Annotated in this window: 13 protein-coding genes; 5 read left to right on the top strand and 8 right to left on the bottom strand. The window is 54.7% G+C overall.

The features are described from left to right. The first annotated feature begins 48 nt into the window (after positions 1-48). On the top strand, positions 49-729 hold the full coding sequence (locus tag G6M89_RS20055; protein ID WP_165163688.1) for an IS6 family transposase: 681 nt from the start codon (positions 49-51) through the stop codon (positions 727-729). 196 nt (positions 730-925) lie between these two features. Here the strand turns inward: G6M89_RS20055 and G6M89_RS20050 are convergent, their stop codons facing one another. The 4 genes from G6M89_RS20050 to G6M89_RS20035 form a co-directional block, all read right to left on the bottom strand. Further along, a complete protein-coding gene (locus G6M89_RS20050) occupies positions 926-1,120 on the bottom strand; it encodes a hypothetical protein (protein WP_165163687.1) in 195 nt (64 codons plus the stop codon). A 159-nt stretch (positions 1,121-1,279) separates the two neighbouring features. Beyond that, the gene (locus G6M89_RS20045) at positions 1,280-1,483 is read right to left on the bottom strand and encodes a hypothetical protein (protein WP_165163686.1); all 204 of its coding nucleotides are present in this window, start codon (positions 1,481-1,483) and stop codon (positions 1,280-1,282) included. Continuing rightward, complete coding sequence (locus tag G6M89_RS20040) at positions 1,480-3,981, bottom strand: carboxypeptidase regulatory-like domain-containing protein (RefSeq protein WP_165163685.1); 2,502 nt, start codon at positions 3,979-3,981, stop codon at positions 1,480-1,482. Before G6M89_RS20040 ends, G6M89_RS20045 begins: the two co-directional genes overlap by 4 nt. After that, positions 3,978-7,808: a thermonuclease family protein gene (locus tag G6M89_RS20035; RefSeq protein WP_241175466.1), complete on the bottom strand. Its 3,831-nt coding sequence runs from the start codon at positions 7,806-7,808 to the stop codon at positions 3,978-3,980. Before G6M89_RS20035 ends, G6M89_RS20040 begins: the two co-directional genes overlap by 4 nt. Positions 7,809-9,161: 1,353 nt before the next feature. Between G6M89_RS20035 and G6M89_RS20030 the strand changes: the two genes are divergently transcribed. After that, positions 9,162-10,496 carry an orc1/cdc6 family replication initiation protein gene (locus G6M89_RS20030; protein ID WP_165163684.1) on the top strand — a complete coding sequence of 445 codons (1,335 nt, stop codon included), beginning with the start codon at positions 9,162-9,164 and terminating at the stop codon, positions 10,494-10,496. Positions 10,497-11,483: 987 nt separating this feature from the next. Here the strand turns inward: G6M89_RS20030 and G6M89_RS20025 are convergent. Continuing rightward, positions 11,484-12,059: a hypothetical protein gene (locus G6M89_RS20025; protein ID WP_165163683.1), complete on the bottom strand. Its 576-nt coding sequence runs from the start codon at positions 12,057-12,059 to the stop codon at positions 11,484-11,486. 120 nt (positions 12,060-12,179) lie between these two features. Here G6M89_RS20025 and G6M89_RS20020 point away from each other — a divergent pair, with 120 nt between their 5' ends. Then, entirely contained in the window at positions 12,180-12,590 is a 411-nt protein-coding gene (locus G6M89_RS20020) for a helix-turn-helix domain-containing protein (RefSeq protein WP_165163682.1), read from the top strand. 149 nt (positions 12,591-12,739) lie between these two features. On the opposite strand, the gene G6M89_RS20015 is transcribed toward G6M89_RS20020, so the two are convergent. Continuing rightward, positions 12,740-13,063 carry a hypothetical protein gene (locus G6M89_RS20015; protein WP_165163681.1) on the bottom strand — a complete coding sequence of 108 codons (324 nt, stop codon included), beginning with the start codon at positions 13,061-13,063 and terminating at the stop codon, positions 12,740-12,742. 340 nt (positions 13,064-13,403) lie between these two features. Between G6M89_RS20015 and G6M89_RS20010 the strand changes: the two genes are divergently transcribed. Then, positions 13,404-14,225: an IS5 family transposase gene (locus tag G6M89_RS20010; protein ID WP_165163680.1), complete on the top strand. Its 822-nt coding sequence runs from the start codon at positions 13,404-13,406 to the stop codon at positions 14,223-14,225. Between the two features lie 124 nt (positions 14,226-14,349). Here the strand turns inward: G6M89_RS20010 and G6M89_RS20005 are convergent, their stop codons facing one another. Further along, on the bottom strand, positions 14,350-15,021 hold the full coding sequence (locus tag G6M89_RS20005; RefSeq protein ID WP_165163679.1) for a helix-turn-helix domain-containing protein: 672 nt from the start codon (positions 15,019-15,021) through the stop codon (positions 14,350-14,352). Between the two features lie 232 nt (positions 15,022-15,253). Here G6M89_RS20005 and G6M89_RS20000 point away from each other — a divergent pair, with 232 nt between their 5' ends. Beyond that, positions 15,254-15,598, top strand: coding sequence for an ArsR family transcriptional regulator (locus tag G6M89_RS20000; protein WP_165163678.1), 345 nt, complete (start codon positions 15,254-15,256; stop codon positions 15,596-15,598). Positions 15,599-15,928: 330 nt separating this feature from the next. Here the strand turns inward: G6M89_RS20000 and G6M89_RS19995 are convergent. Then, positions 15,929-16,047, bottom strand: a 119-nt coding sequence (locus tag G6M89_RS19995; protein WP_165162743.1) for an integrase core domain-containing protein, incomplete at its 5' end; no start/stop codon positions are given.

The raw sequence follows: 16,047 nt of genomic DNA, 5'->3' as shown, positions 1-16,047 counted from the left end.
CTAGTTAGCCCAATTTGAGAAGCGAGCAGGCCGTAGAGTTACTTTGGCATGAAACTCGCAGACCTGCTCAGCGAGTCCTACGCGGCGGAATTTGATGAAGCTTGGGAGCGTGAGCAGACAGCGACGCCCGTCAGGGTGTTCGCCGTCCGGCTTCACGCGACCGGTTGTTCGCTTCGAGAAACACAAGCAATTCTTCGCTTGGTCGGCGTTGAACGCTCTCATCAAGCAATCTGGAACGGAGTATATCAGCTGGCGGACATCATACCAGACCCGCCGGTGGCGAAGCCCTCGCGGGTCGCGGTTGACGAGACCGCTGTCAAAATAAACGGCGAATGGTCTTGGTTGTACGCTGCAATAGACCTCGAGACAAAGTTGATTCCCGACGCTCAGTTGTTTGGACGCCATGGCACCGGTCCGGCGGCTGCGTTCCTGCATAGACTCCGCGAGAAACATGATTTCTCCGAGACGGTGTTTCTCGTCGGTCAGTTTGGCTATCGGACTGCCATTTCCCGATTAGGACTGAACGTCCAGGTTGACTACACCGACAAAAACCTTATCGAAAAGTGGTTTCACACATTCAAAATTCGCGTTGACCGTTTCCATAACTTGTGGGTTGACAGTCGACGGAGCGCTCGCAAATGGATTGAACATTTTGTGCATTATTATAACTGCCAGAAACCGCATCAATCGCTTGATGGTCGAACGCCGGTTGAGGAGGTTCTAAACTAGACAATAACTTTGTAATAATTGTTTTTAATTAAAGGTGGGAGTTGAGGTAAGTGGGTGCAGCCCTCAGCAAGACCCGTCACGTGTGTCTTGGGGTGATGGGTCTGATGATATAACAACGAACCAACGTCGTCCAGCAGATTGATACACGAGAGGAAGTGAACGTTTTTCACGATCCAGAATGGTCCGAACGCGCGGCTCAGTCTATCTCACTGGGAACGTTCTCACTGCGTCTGGTCCGGTGGACGAACGCTTCAGGCAGGTCCTCAATCTCGCCGACCTGGACGCTCCAGAGGTTCGCGTATAGTCCGTCCTGGGCGAGTAGGTCATCGTGGGTTCCCCGCTCGACGATTTCCCCGTTGTCAAGTATGAAAATGCGATCGACATTCTGCAAGGGAGAACTCTTGAAGTCGTTCGAGAGAAAACTCCTTCTCGAGATGAGGAGAATATTTAATTCTCAAACCACTTGATCCCGAGGCGACTCATACACAGCCCCCCAGGGGGGTGTCTGACCAGTATAAAACGAGTCCGAACGCACCCTCCGAGAGTGCGATCAGAACGTGGTAGCCATCATCTCCGCTCCGTTGACTGAGCCGTGGCCCGGCGCTCCATTGCCAGGTGGCTCCTCGATCAGAATATTGCCCTCGACAAGACGGGACGGTGCGTCGAGCATCTCGGTAACTTCGTCTGCGATCAGATCTCCGGAGACAGTGACGCCGCCACTGAGACGAACCGTCTCGGCCGTTTCAAAAGTCACTGACCCGTCGACGGTCGCGCCGCCACGGCTTCGAATGAGTCGATATCACCCGCAACGGCAACGCTTCCCACAGTCGATCCACCGGTCAGTTCCATATTGGTTGCTGGACCGTCGACGGTAACCTCGCCGACAGATCCGGATCCAACGACCTCAACGGTACCGATATCGTCGGCAGTGAGTGTTCCCTCGAGGGCTGCGTTGCCCCGAACTGCGACAATCTCTGCGGAGCCGACGGTAACGTCGCCGGCAACGGTTCCGCTACCGAGCAGTCGGACGTCCCCGTCGACATCGCCTGCGACAAGGATCCGGTCGACGGAGGACGCACCGCGAACCACGACATCACCGTCGACATCACCCGCAATCAGGATCTTACCGTCAATCTGGGTGTTGCCTGCGAGCACGACGTTGCCATCAACGTCGCCGTGGACGACGACATCTTCGGTGACGGTGTCGCTCTGGAACCGAAGTTCTGTAACATCCTCGCCGCGGTCTTCGGGCACGTCAGCGCCATCTTGGGCGTACGTGAACGCGGCACCAGCCGTCTCGTCGGCCGTGACATCGACAGTGACCGCGTCGGTCTCACCGAAGGCCAGCGTCTCGGCGACGACCTCGTAGCTTCCGGGCTCGATGCCCTCGAGCAGGAATTCCCCATTGTCGTCGATCTGGACGGTTTTGTCAGTCTCGAAGCCGTCCGCGCTGAACGAGACCCACGTTCCGTCGGGGAGCGGTTCGCCGTCCGCATCGGTAACGGTTCCAACGATTGAACCGCTCTCGAGATCGTTCAGAACGATTTCGGCAGTCTCGCCTGACTCGGCATCGACCAGTACGGAGTCGCTCGAATCGTACGCCGCTGCCGTGACCGTCACCTCGTACGTTCCGGCCGCAACGCGATGAACTGCGAAGTTTCCGTCGGCATCGGTCTCAACGATGGAGACGCCTGATTCGGGACCGTCGTACTCGACGACGACCGTCTCGTCAGCGAGCGCATTACCGTCCGGCGTCGAGACCGTACCCTCGAGTGTTGCACTCGTCGGCACGTCGCCGTAAGTCAGTTCGGTGGGCGTCGTCTCGTTGGCCGAAACCGTCACCGTGGTTGTATTGGTCTCACCGCTGGCGCTGGTCGTCGCGGACAGATCGTACGTTCCGGGCTCGATGCCCTCGAGCAAAACCGTCCTGTCGGCCTCGAGCAGGCCGGTTCGGTCGGCACCGAAGTCGTCACCGCCGCTTAGGGTTACCCACGTCCCTTCGGGGAGTGGGTCGCCGTCTGCGTCGGTGATCAGTGCGCCGATGGCACCGGTTTCCGGCGACTCGAGCGCAAACAGTGCCTCGGTCGTACCCGAAACAGCCACGGTGTCAGTCACCGTGCCGGCCTCCTGGGTCGTGATCGTGACATCGTACGTACCCGCCTCAGAGACGTCGATCTCGGCGAGACCGTCGTTGTCGGTCGTTACGACCGTCACGTCCTCACTCGGACCCTCGAGTTCGACGACGAAGTCCGTGTTTTCGACGGCGTCACCATCGGTGTCGACGATCTCTGCAACGAGCGTCTCGTCGGTGTCGTCGCCGTCCTCGCCATCGGCGGCGACAGTGAATGCGGTCTCTGTGGTGACCGTGTCGTCACCCTCGAATGTGAGCGTCGCCTCGTGGTCACCCGCCAGCGGGTTTTCAATGCCAGTGATCGCGATACTCACCGCCCCGTCGATGTCGGTGTTGTAGATCCGGCTGAGGTCGAACGTCGCCTGCGAGCCGCCGTAGGTATCGCTGTTGACATCGATCTCAGTTGGCTCGCGTTCCCCGTCACGGGTTATCGCGACGGACACGTCATCGTCGTCGAGTCCGTCGAAACTCGTGCTGTCGGGGTACTCGACGGTGATCGAATCAACGTCGCCGTCGTAATCAACGTCGTCGAACGCCCAGGTGTGCGTTGACGCCGCTCCTTCCAGTTCGGGATCGAGCGTCAGATCTGCCTCGGCAGGCTCAGTCGGTTCCGTGTTCTCCGACTCCGTCACAGTAAACACTGCGTTGGCGGTCACGGTGTCGTCACCCTCGAACGTAAGCGTCGCCTCGTGGTCACCAGCCGACGGATTCTCGAGGCCGTCGACCGCGACGGTCACCGGGCCGTCGATGTCAGTGTTGTAGATCCCACTGAGATCGAACGTTGCCTGTGAGCCGCTGTAGGTGTCGGCGTTGACGCTGATATCCGTGGGTTCACTCTCTCCGTCCCGGGTTATCGCGACGGACACGTCATCATTGTCGAGTCCATTGAAGCTCGTTCCAACTGGGTAGTCGACGGTGATCGTCTCCACTTCACCCTCGTAGTCGACGTCGTCGAACGTCCAGGTGTGCGACGTCGCCGCGCCGGCTTCGTCGTCTTCGGCCGTCAGACTCACGTCGTCGGCAGCGACGAGCCCCAGTACCGCAGGAGACACTGCTAGTGCACCGACGACCAGTATTGCCACGGCTATGAGCGAGAACGTGACGTGTCGGTCCACTCTCATGGGGCGATCACCTGAAGATCCTGCGACCACGCCTGGATTGTCGCGTCGAGCGTCTCGCGTTCGATTCGACCGGCCGACCAGTCTCCGATGGCTCCGTCGACCGCCTCGCGACTAACGGTCCCGCTCTCGTCGGCAACGAGTTCGAGGTACGCTCGTTGTTCCGGCTCGAGGTGGTCGAACTGGCCGTCACCGACCGGTGAAAACAGCGGGAATGAAGAGTCGAATCCACTCGTCACCGGAATCGCCGGATCGTCGGCGAGATTGGCCTCAGCATCGACAACACGGTCGTCGTTGAGCCGGAGATCCGAACCCAGTCCGGCGGCGACCGCGTCGAGGTTCCCGCGATGGGCGGAGTTCGCGTCGGTCGAGCCGATCAGAATCACCGCACCCCCGGCGTCACGGTACTCGCGAAGTGTCTCGAGTTCGGCGTCAGTGTAGGCTCGTCCCGGTGCGGTGAGGAACACTACGGTCGGATCGTCCTCTTCGGGAAGCGTGTTCACGACGTCGTTGAACTGGCGAAGACGGAGCCCAACACCCTCGAGGTAGCGCAGGTAGTACTGTGTCCGCTCTAAAGAAAGCGAGCCCGACACGTCGAACTGTGCGTGGCCACCCTCGATGAGGAAGTCGCCGTCGTTGGTCGAGAGATAGCGTGCAAGGTTGGTCAACAGCGGGAAGTTGCCGTACTCGCTGGTATCGGCCGGGAATCCCTCCAGATCTTCGTAGGCTTCGTTGAACAGCAGTCCGCCGACCATCGCAACGCGGTTGTCACGGTCGATTCCGATCAGTGGCGCGTCGTCGTCGTACGTGTCGAACTCGTTCTCATCGTCACCCAGCGGCTCCTGTTCAGCTGTTGGCCCGGCAACGACAGGAACCCGCTCGTCGGCGAGCGGGCCGGAGTCGGTGGTCACGCTGGACGCGTGCGGGACGAAGACATCCTCGACGGGGTCGTTGCGGTGTTCCGGAACCGTGTCGAAATCAGACGCCGACCAGACGCCGCGGCCATCGGCGAGCGCGTCCTCTTCGACGGCTGCAAACTCGTCGTGGCGGGAAAAGCCCGAGGAGTAGACGCGAGCGTACCCCTCTTCGACCATCTCGAGATTGTAGTCGACAGAGTAGGCTCCCGTTTCGGGGTCAGCGTCGAAGTCATCCGGATCGTAGTGCATGTAACCGAGCAATCGGCCGTAGTTGCCGCGGATCGGCTCAACGTCGTCGAATGTGAGTTTGATCCGGCGTCCCTCCACGTCGGTGTCACCCGCACCGGTCCCCTCTGGCGTCATGCGATCGAGTGCGAACTCGGTCGCCTTCGTTCCCCACTCGTCAAGGTGTTCGAGATCCTCGATGCCGAACCACTCGTGGATCTCGTTTTCGGCGTCGCCCGTCTCGGCCGTGTCGAATCCGAGGTGGCGGACCACGTCGCGATAATCGTACTCGCTGTCGAACTCAACCTCGAAGGTGTCGCCGTCGAACACCCGCACAACGCGGCCGTAGTATTCCTCGTCGGAATTGAAATCGATGCCAATGGAGTTCTCGCGCTCCGCAAAGTAATCGAAGGCGGTGTTGAAGTTCGTCGTCGTGATATCAAACTCCCCGTCGCCGTCGTTCACCTGATCCGAGTTGAACCGGAAGGAAAGATCGAGTGCGTCCGCGATGGCGTTGAGATTTTCCGTCTCGTCGAAGCCGAAGTTGGTGTTGCCTTGGCCGCCGAAGTCGGACTCGTCGAACAGGAACACGGCTCCACCGTCAGCCACGAAGTTCTCGAGTGCCTCGAGTTCTGTGTCCGTGAACGCTGCAGTCGGCGACGTGATGACCAGGCCCTCGGCGTCCTCGAGGCCGGCCCCATCCAGTCCATGGAAGACGTCGAATCCCTCGTTGAAGTTCGACGTTGTTGGAACGAACTCGACGCCGTCGTTGTGTGTCTCGTCTTCGACTTGATCAGCGTTAAACCGGAACGCGAGGTCGAGTTCCCCAGCGATGGCGTTGAGGTTCGACGTCTCCTCGTTAGTGAACTCCGACTCGTCGAGGAGGAACACCGCGCCGCCGCCGGCGACGTGATCTGCGAGCGCCTCGAACTCTGTGTCGGTGTATGCGTCGGCGGGCGACGGAATGATAACCGCGTCGGCAGCGTCGACAGCGGACTCATCGTCACCACCCTCGCTGAAGAAGTCGAACGCCTCGTTGAAGTTCGTCGTCCGGACCACGAACGGGGCCCAACCGCTGTTCTCTTCGTCGATTACCTGATCCGAGTTGAACCGGAAGCCGGCCTCGAGCGCCCCGATGAGATCGTTGAGAGCGTCGGTTGAATGCCCACCGTAGTCCGCCTCATCGTGGGCGAAGACGACGCCACCATCGGCGACGAACGCCGTGAGCGCATTGAGAGTGTCCTCGGTAAAGGATTCCTGTGGCGTCGTAATCATCACGAGGTCAGCATCGTCGAGATTCGCTGCGAGGTCGTCGGTGGCCGCCACGTCGAACCCACGGTCCGCTGCGGTGGCCGCAAGGTCAGAGTAGTCGTCCAACGTGAGTGCCTGTCCATGGCTTTCGTCGTAGCGGACGGTTCCAGTACTGCCGATACGGTCCTCCCAAGCGTTGACCAGGAACTCACGCGTTGCGTCGACATCGCTCTCGTCGGTCGCAAGATCCGTGCCGACGCCGACGACGCCGTCGTCGACCGCGACGAGCGGGATATCGGCGTCGACGCCATCGTAGCTAACGTGGCCATCGCCGTACTCGTCGACGTTCTCCGCGGTGGACTCCGCCCAGACTGCGACCAGCGATTCGTCCGTCAGCAGGTCGCCGTCCGCGTCGAGCAGACTCGCCGTCGAGAAGAACTCGAGTTCCGAAATACCGGCAGTGTCGCCGCCAAGTAGATCCTCACTTGCCTCGAACTCGTACCCCTCGCTCTCGACAGCGGCTTCGAACTCGCCGAACGTCGAGGGGTCGTAGTAAGTCTCGTGGGCGTCGTCCCACAGTATTGTCCCGGCGTCACCGATAGTGTCGGCCAACACGTTGAGCACGAACTGTTCGTTGGCGTCTGTGAAGTCGCCATCCTCGAGCAGTTCCGGCGTCCCGATACCGACGACGGTGCCGTCGCGGGAGACGAGCGGAATGTCTTCGCCGTCACCGTAGATATACGACGCTTCATCCCCCGCGTCGTCGACGTTCTGTGCGGTCGATTCAGCCCAGACAACGACATGTGAGGGATCCGTAAGTGGGCCGCCACCCGCCGCAACTTGACTCGCCGTTGAGGGAAACAACAGTTCCGTCCCGCCAAGAATGTTCGTCGTCGCCGTCAGATCGTAGCCCGCGTCCGCGGCGTACTGATCGAAGGAGTGGTAGTACTCAAGCCCCAGTTCGTGGAACTGGTCGTGGCCCTCGTCCCAGAGAACCGTTCCCTCGCCGCCGATTTTGGCGTCGAAGAGGTTGACCAGGAACGCCTCGTTGTCGACGTCGAACCCGCCCTGATCGTCGCTGACGAAGTCGACTGTTCCGAGACCGACGACGGGGCCGTCCTCAGAGACCAACGGAATGGGATTGTCGTCGTAGACGACCGTTTCCGGCCCGTCGTCCGTCGACTCGAAGTTATAGGCTGTTGGCTCCGCCCAGACGACGGCGGTCTCATCGTCTGCGAGTTCACTTTCCCCGTCAGCTGCGATCTGGCTCGCTGCGGAGTAAAACGAAAGTGCATCGATACCGATTTCGTCGACCGAGGTCGGTACAGCGGACCGACGCCCGACGCCCATAAACGTCGTTCCGAGTGCCGTCCCAGTTAGCGCCATGAAACCGCGACGTCCGAACACTGACTGTCTCTCTTTGGGATCAATACCCATGAAATGACACCACTATCAGAGATATTTAAACATATGTATTTCTAATATTTATCACAATGAACATCAGTAGTCAGGACAGTAGAGGTCAGTTATTACACTCATAGCGAGTTACGACAATGAAAACTGTCGTTTCAACTACGTGGAAGACGGACGTCTGAGATCCTGATCGATGGCCTACCATCCTCAACCTTACAGAAGCAATTCATACAGCCATTGATCGGATATCTGTGCCAGACATTACTTGTTATAGTTCTGATTGTTTTTACTGTTGGCGTATCTGCTGACGGTTCCGATGACTCGTAGGATATGGTCTTGTTGTTAACCAACGCCGAGCTTCTGGTCCATGTTGTTGGTTAAAGGCATTCTGAAGGGAACAGAGGGTGTCAAAATACACTTGGCAGGAAAAAGCGAGAAGAGATCATTCCACGAACCTGAGGCACCCCCACCCCACTACTTCCGCTGTTACACTAAGGATGCAATGAGTGCTACAGTTATTCATGGCTAACAGCGGAAGTAGTGAGGTCATGTCAATTTCCCGAATGCACTGATAACTGTGCTCCTACACTCTCAACCAGATATTCTAGTTCATGCTGTTTATATTCTCCACCGATTTTCCACGGTTCTCCGGATTAATAAGATGACACCTAGTGCCTCGAGTCTGCTGCCGCGCATCAAGTCAGTCCGTTATTTTTCCAAGTGAAATCTGATCGATTTCGAGATGTGTAATCGAATTAGTCGGTGCGGAGGAACAGCACAACCAATGGATTGATGAGTATTTTGATGTGTAGTACACAGACACCCCTATCGATTTGTTTTTGCTCAAAATAGACTGGGAGCTGTAGGACTGGGGATTCAATTCAATATTTATCAGCAGACGCTCTTTCAACGAGCAAATGTGGTGTTAGAGGGATTAGATTACAGATTAATAATGGTTCGCCGACCGATCATATCGAGGAGATCAGAGGAGAAACATTGTTGCTGGTGTCAAGTTGAACAAATCGATAGCGATCATATCGAGGAGATCAGAGGAGAAACATTGTTGCTGGTGTCAAGTTGAACAAATCGATAGGGGTGTGTTCTATTCTAGTTCTAGACTAGAAACCTAGAATAACAAATGCATCAACTGCATCTACTCGTCTTCCGCTATCTTGGTCAGCTCTTCTTGTTTTTAGGACTCCACCCCTCTTCCGGTTCGAACAAATCGATAGGGGTGTGAGACTGTTCTGAAACAAGTCGTTGTAGGTTTCCGGTCCTATAACTGAAAAACCCACAAACCTCCTTTCTAACACCTCTACTGAGAAAATACATATCGATAGGGGAACCTTTTAGTCAATTGACTGTGAGGGCCTTTGTATGTCAAAAGACCCAGATTCAGGGACCCCGCCTGGTGAGACGGGTTCTATTAAGGATCTTATTCTCGATCAGGAGGAATCTGCGAGTCTTATCCGGAACCGGCCTCTCTTGGAGCCTAACGAGATTGTCGATGAAGGCCGCATTGTTGGGCGAGATTCACAGCTTACAGAGATCACTCAGCATCTTCGCGTTGCTATCAACGGTGAACGACCACCTAATCTCTTCCTCTATGGTCCATCAGGTACAGGAAAGTCGTTGATCATCAACGCAGTCTGTAAAAACATCCTTGAGCTATGCGAGACTCGAGACATTCGCTTTGGCGTTATCCACATGAACTGCCAAAATGTCGGTACACTTGGTTCTGCAGTTTATGAACTCGCGCGGAAGGTTGCTACTGATGCTGGCGTTACGGTCGAAGTTCCTGAGCATGGTATCCCAACAAAAAAGAAATGGCGTGAGCTGTATCGGTTGATCGATGAACACTACGACACTGTAGTTGTTATTCTCGATGAACTCGATATGCTGGTTGGCCGTCGAGATATCGATGAACCTGCGTTTTCGCGATTGCTGTACCAACTTTCTCGAGCTGGAAGTACTGACGATACGAGAGCAAATGTTTCAGTGACAGCGATTACAAACGATGCCACAATGATGTCCAATGTCGGGAGCCGTGCAGTGAGTTCGTTTACTCCTGAGGATGTCCATTTCAATGATTATGATGCGAACCAGCTTCGGGAAATTCTCTACCATCGGACAGATGCGTTCTATGAGGATGCACTCAGTGAAGATGTGATCCCACTTGCAGCTGCATTCGCTGCCCAAACTCACGGTGATGCCCGAAAGGCAATCGACTTGATGCGGACAGCCGGGTCCATTGCTGAACGTGAGGCTGCAGATCGGGTAACTGAAACTCACGTACGAAAAGCCCAAGATAAGGTCGAGAAGAACCGCGTACTGGAGGTCACGCGTGGAATCAGTACTCAGAAAAAACTCTGCTTACTGGCAACAGCGGCGGTAGCTCAACAAGCTGGCAGCGGGACTGCGAAAAGTCCGAATGGCTACACTGTCTATCGGTATCTCACAGACACGCTCAATGTAGATCAGTATCATCAAGAGACCTATGTCAACAAGATGAAGGAGTTGACGACGTACTCTCTCGTGGAATCCGAACGCAAAAGCCAAGGTCCACACTCAGGGAGCTATCTCGAGTTCTCGTTTGCTGAAAGTCCAGAAACAATCATGGATACGCTTCGTGAAGACTCTCGATTTGATGATGTGCATGATGACGAACTCCAAGCGGTGGTTCAAGCTCAACTCCGTAAGGAATCTCAGTAATTGCGAAAAACAAATCGATAGGGGTGTGTGCGTAGTGGTCTGGACTGTGTCGAACAAATCGATAGGGGTGTCTGCAGTCACTTTGAAGGGTAATACAACAGAAACTGGCGTCATTGGGAGACAAAGACACTGGACATAATGGGGTGTTAAACCATTGACGACACTAGCAACGTACTTGCGAAAAACAAATCGATAGAGGTGTCTGCAGCATCCTCAAGGTGGTAGAACAATGGAAGTTGGTATCATTATATATATTGAACCATATGTTGTTGGCGAGGCGCTCCTAACACTCCTTGTACTCAGCAAGCGTTTCGCCGTAGCAAGTTGCGTGTCGAAGTCGCTCTTCTAACATATACACTGAGTTCAAGGAACACCCCACCTGTCGAGTGTATCTATCCGAAATTGTGGTAGATAGCTGCCTTGCAGCAGGGATTGTATGGGACTTTGAACAAGGGGATTTTGCAGTAGGAGCATTGAGTGTCGGTTATAGAGGTCTTTTATATGATTGAGGGGACCATCATCAGCTCGAGATGGCCATGTCTTTCGCGAGATCCTCTGTACTAACTTTTTATCATCTGCTCTTCTTAGATTGTCATCTCACAGAATTCAAGCGAACCTCTTCTTTCTAACCGTCACAGAGACGGTTTGTACTCTGAATATTCGCTGATTTACACTCGACGGGTGGGGTGGGTGAGTGATGGTTTGCCCTGTTTCGAACAAATCGATAGGGGTGTCTACAGCATCCTTGGAGAGACAAAGACACTGGACACGTTGGGGTGTGGTGAAATTGTTTCTCGAGACAGTGGACATGGTGGGGGGTGTTTGGTATCCTGGTTGATCGACACTGGGCGTACTGGGGTGCCAAGGATAGATGGCGCTTGCAACCTACTCGCGAAAAACAAATCGATAGGGGTGTCTGCAGCACTTTGAGATTCCAACTCGAGTGACCTGAGATTTGCATTATTTGACAGCTACTTGTAGTGTCTGTCAGAGCATATCAACACAGTCTACGAGGTCGTCTTCAGTGGCCCACCGATATAACCGGTCTCCTTCGTCCAACATCTCAAAAATGGATGTTTGCATTCCACTATACGGGTTTTCACTTGTGACTCCTGTATTAACGTCGTCCAGATCGAGCGACTCATAGTCGCGTTGGAATACGTGGGTTTTTGCAAAATATTCCTCAAGAGCTGTGAAGTAGCCCTGTTCAACGAGGAAGCCACCCTGGGAGTGCTCGGCGATGCCAACGATCTGATCCGTATAATCGGCGAGTAGCCGGAATTTGAGGTAGGTATTCGTCCACTCACTTCGGATGTCGACCATCAAAAATGCATACACACCTGGTTGTCGATTGAGGCGATCTTTCACCAGTTGGAGACGTCGAATCTCTGGTTGTCCGTAGCTGCCAAGGACAAAATATGCTCTCTCAGCCGAAAAAATTGGGGACAGCTCCGCAACCCCTTGTTTGAGCGTTTCGTATTCTTTTGGCATAAGTGAGGCATCGTGAAGATAATCTTCAGCTTTCTCAGCGAGTTCATCAACGGTGACTGAGTCCTCACTCATTTACCGGAGAGTCTCAAGTACAACGCTTTAATCCACCGACCTTATCATGAACCGTTTCGCTATTGAACGATTCGTATTTGGGCGAAACGCTTTTGCACGCACCACTCGAACACCAAACTAATGAGTACGTCTGATCAACCACCAAGTGAACTCGAGTCGGTCCGGAAGCGGCTCAATGTCGTCACCCAGGAGACGCGGTTTGCGCTTCTTCAGGACATTCTGGGACATCCATATGGATTGCCGACGTTGAAAGAACTCAACTACGTGAATCCAAGCAAGAGCCAGACAACAATCCGCCAGCATCTGGACCAACTCGTTGATGCGGGGATTGTCGAAGAGGTCACCCTGCCACAAGACCAACGGCAAAACGACCTCCCGTACAAATTTTATGGGATTAGTGAGAGTGGTCGACAATTCCTCGAGGAACACAAACTCCTCCGTGCCCAAGAGACACTTCAGGAGATCTACGATCGGGTTGAGAAGCGCGATGATATCTCTCGGTACGAAACTGCCCCGCGACCCGAACACTGATTGCAGCTTTCCACTCTGTTGTCGGACTGTGTTATATTGATCTCTGGTATCACGCTTCTCGAGTCCTGAGTCAATTCACTTTGTACACGGAGTGTGGGTAAAGACACTGGACGCACTGGGGTGTCAACCCATGGTCGCTCCCCGCCAGCCTACTCATCAGGATTGACTGGCCCTTTGTATTTGGACTTAATCTGGTCTCCATCTCTCCACTGCCAGTAGTAGTACCGATTGTCGTTGATCTCCTTGATCGTTGTTGTCGCTTTTGATGGAACGTCGTCTGGTAGTTCGGCAGCGCGTTCTTCGATCCTATCGTCATCTGAATTCTTAGCAAGCCGCTCTTCACGTTCCTTGTATTCAGCAAGTGCTTCGCCGTAGCGAGCTAAGTGACGAAGTTGATCGGCTGAGTACTCAGCAATTGTATCGACAAGATCGTTTGGGAGTTCTGCTGGCGGTTCCGGTGATTCGTAGGACATGGTCACCCTGTTAACCAACACAATTCTCGAGTGCATAGTTTTGTTGGTTAAGTAAATAGAGTTGCTATCGCTGACTTGCTTGGCGGGGTTGTGATCACAGACTGGCTCTTCTCGTGGCTTTGCATTGTACTCTTGAGGTCGATTTTATTTGAAGTTCCCAATGGAAGGCACTCAGAGCGACTCGAGAGGCAGTATCGGGATATGCACACAGAAAACAGGAGTTCGTGTGCATATTCGAGAAACGTGTTTTGCCGACGTGTGACCCCAAGGGGAAGGTGAGGAATAAATGGCTCTGTTGAAACCCTTGAAGAGTTACACGTTTGGGCAGTAGTGCAACCGAATGCAGACTCTCCCGAAGTCACGATTGCTCCGGTTTGTCGAGGAAGCATTTCAGTTAGCGCAACGTGCTGTGGCCCGATATTCATCGAAGTACTCGAAACAACGCTACACGCTTCATCAACACATCGTTCTGCTATGTCTCAAAGTTCGGAAGGACACAACCTATCGAACACTCCTCGACGAACTCATCGAAATGCCCCGCATTCGGAACGCAATCAACCTCACCGAACTTCCTGCCCCGTCAACGCTCTGTAAAGTATTCAACAGACTTGATATGGCCCTCTGGCGAGTGCTTCTCAACCTCTCTGTTTCACTGCTCCCAACTGACGGTGTTGCGGGGATCGACGCCTCGGGCTTCTACCGCAGTCACGCCTCAAAGCACTATACGAAGAGGACGAAGCTGACGATTCAGCAGCTGAAAGTCACGCTCTTAGTCGATACGAGAGCGAATGCGATCCTCGATCTCCACGTCACAACGACCCGAAAACACGATACGCAGATCGCACCATCGCTCATCAACCGTAATGCAGCTGAAGTCGGAGTTCTGCTTGGTGACAAGGGCTACGACGATCAGCAGATTAGAACACTGGCTCGAGAGAACGGGATTCGTCCGCTGATCAAACACCGTGAGTTCTCCTCACTTCAGCAAGCGTGGAACGCTCGGTTGGATGCCGAACTCTACGGCCAACGGAACCAGAGCGAAACGGTGAACTCTCGACTCAAACGAAAATACGGGGCGTTCGTTCGCTCTCGCCACTGGTGGAAGCAGTTCCGCGAACTCGCTATCGCATGCCTCACCCACAACCTCGATAAGATGCTCTAACCGGGAGAGACAGAACGGATATTCATCGGCTGAAGCAGCGACGCAGAACGGGATCTTACAGTGAAACAGTGCTTTGGGTTCTCGGATCGATGACTACGAACATGTTAACAGAGGCACTCATTTGTCAGTGATGGGAATCGAACTCTGAGAGCAGGCCTCCTTCGATGACGGATGCGAGGCCGTTACGCAGACGCTTGGAGTACGCCGAGTCGCTAATTCCCTCCTCTTCAGCGAGTTCTTCTAACGTGGTCTTGCGCGGCACCTCGAAGTACCCGCGTCGGTACGCTCGTTCAATTGTTTCGCGCTGCTGTTCTGACATGGGGGGTGATGCCACAGGCGGGCCAGGGTTGTAGATTCGGTCGAGCCGCACTGGAATCAGGTTCGCCGTGAGGCGCTCGGTGAACTCGACGAGTTGGTCCCGGGACGTGAACCGCAGGCGGAACTCCCAGACGTCGTCCTCGTACTCCCCCTCCAGAACGTAGACGTTGCACTCCTTGAGCGCGGTGAGGAAGCCATTCATGTCAGGGGTCCACTCCACCTGGTAGAGAAACTGGTCATCAACAGAGACCAACTGACGAATCTTCTTGGTACCTTCGTACTCGCGCACTTTGGTCTCGAACGCTTCAGGGTCGCCCGCGTTGAGCCAGATCAACGGGATCACTCCACCCGACCCCATCGGAATGATCCGTTCGAGTTCGAGTTCGAAGTCGCCCGACAGCACGCGTCCGAACTCGATGTCATCGGCCTCGATGCTGATTTCCGCGATAACTGAGTGCTCGTCCGTTTCTGTGGCCATATTCGGGATAGGAGATGGAGAGACTTACACCTGCGGCTGGCTTCCGAGGTTCGACATCGAATCGCGCTCAGCGTGTGAACGTGCACGTCCATCTGCGACATCTGTCTGTGCTGGTGTAGCATCGAAGTAGCTCGCAGCCACGACCCTTTCCGAATATTATTCTTCAAACGCGAGTCAACAGTTCGACAGTCCACCGCGGACGTAACCCGTTGCAGGTCTCAAACTCATCTGCATGACCAGGTCCAACGAATCCAGCGAACGACTCGTGCTCGACGATGTTTTGGAAATCCTGGCGGATGTCTATCGTCGTCGGGTGCTCGTTGAGATGCGCAATCACAATCCCCTGGACGATGACGACGCCCAGTTACCAGCGGACGTCATCATCGCAGACGACGACCTGGCGGCCCTGAGAACACAGATGAGGCACGTCCACCTCCCGAAACTAGAGGATGCGGGACTCGTCGAGTGGGACCGCAAGGCCAATGTGCTGCGAAAAGGTCCGCGATTCGATGAAATTCGACCGCTGTTGAAACTAATGGCCGACCACGCCGACGAACTCCCCGACGACTGGATTTAAGACCGACAAGGAACGCTCCGGATGCGTGTGTTCGTCGAACCGCCCGGTCACACTTTTGGCTACGCAAACGTACTAAACAGCTGGTGTACACAGATTCCCGTCTAAGTAATAGCGGTTCAACAAGGCCGAGATTCGTGGAATCTCTTGAATGGTGTCTCTGTTGTGGATACGGTATCTACTTTCCCCGTACCGCCAATAGTGCCAAAAACATCATTTACTGAGCATTTCAACAGGGCCGAATAAATGCAAGCCAATAATGCAAGTACTGATGGAAAAGGTGCGAGCGAAAATTGATTGATGTTAGATAGATCATCGATACACAGGCACTGTCTAGTTTAGCACCTCCTCAGTCGGCGTTCGTCCATCGAGCGATTGATGCGGTCTCTGTCGGTTGTAGTAATGCACAAATTGTTCAATCCATTTGCGAGCGCTCCGCCGACTGCCCACCC

Origin of the sequence: Natronolimnobius sp. AArcel1 (assembly GCF_011043775.1) — an archaeon.
Lineage (GTDB): Archaea > Halobacteriota > Halobacteria > Halobacteriales > Natrialbaceae > Natronolimnobius.
Note: the sequence above shows the minus strand (reverse complement) of the source record. Positions and strands in the feature narration are given on the sequence as shown.

What these genes read in the sequence shown, in the direction of transcription:
- G6M89_RS20040 (WP_165163685.1), bottom strand. Translation starts at nt 3,981, where the DNA reads ATGAGAGTGGACCGACACGTCACGTTCTCGCTCATAGCCGTGGCAATA.
- G6M89_RS20000 (WP_165163678.1), top strand. Translation starts at nt 15,254, where the DNA reads ATGACCAGGTCCAACGAATCCAGCGAACGACTCGTGCTCGACGATGTT.
- G6M89_RS20020 (WP_165163682.1), top strand. Translation starts at nt 12,180, where the DNA reads ATGAGTACGTCTGATCAACCACCAAGTGAACTCGAGTCGGTCCGGAAG.
- G6M89_RS20015 (WP_165163681.1), bottom strand. Translation starts at nt 13,063, where the DNA reads ATGTCCTACGAATCACCGGAACCGCCAGCAGAACTCCCAAACGATCTT.
- G6M89_RS20035 (WP_241175466.1), bottom strand. Translation starts at nt 7,808, where the DNA reads ATGGGTATTGATCCCAAAGAGAGACAGTCAGTGTTCGGACGTCGCGGT.
- G6M89_RS20025 (WP_165163683.1), bottom strand. Translation starts at nt 12,059, where the DNA reads ATGAGTGAGGACTCAGTCACCGTTGATGAACTCGCTGAGAAAGCTGAA.
- G6M89_RS20055 (WP_165163688.1), top strand. Translation starts at nt 49, where the DNA reads ATGAAACTCGCAGACCTGCTCAGCGAGTCCTACGCGGCGGAATTTGAT.
- G6M89_RS20010 (WP_165163680.1), top strand. Translation starts at nt 13,404, where the DNA reads ATGCAGACTCTCCCGAAGTCACGATTGCTCCGGTTTGTCGAGGAAGCA.
- G6M89_RS20030 (WP_165163684.1), top strand. Translation starts at nt 9,162, where the DNA reads ATGTCAAAAGACCCAGATTCAGGGACCCCGCCTGGTGAGACGGGTTCT.
- G6M89_RS20005 (WP_165163679.1), bottom strand. Translation starts at nt 15,021, where the DNA reads ATGGCCACAGAAACGGACGAGCACTCAGTTATCGCGGAAATCAGCATC.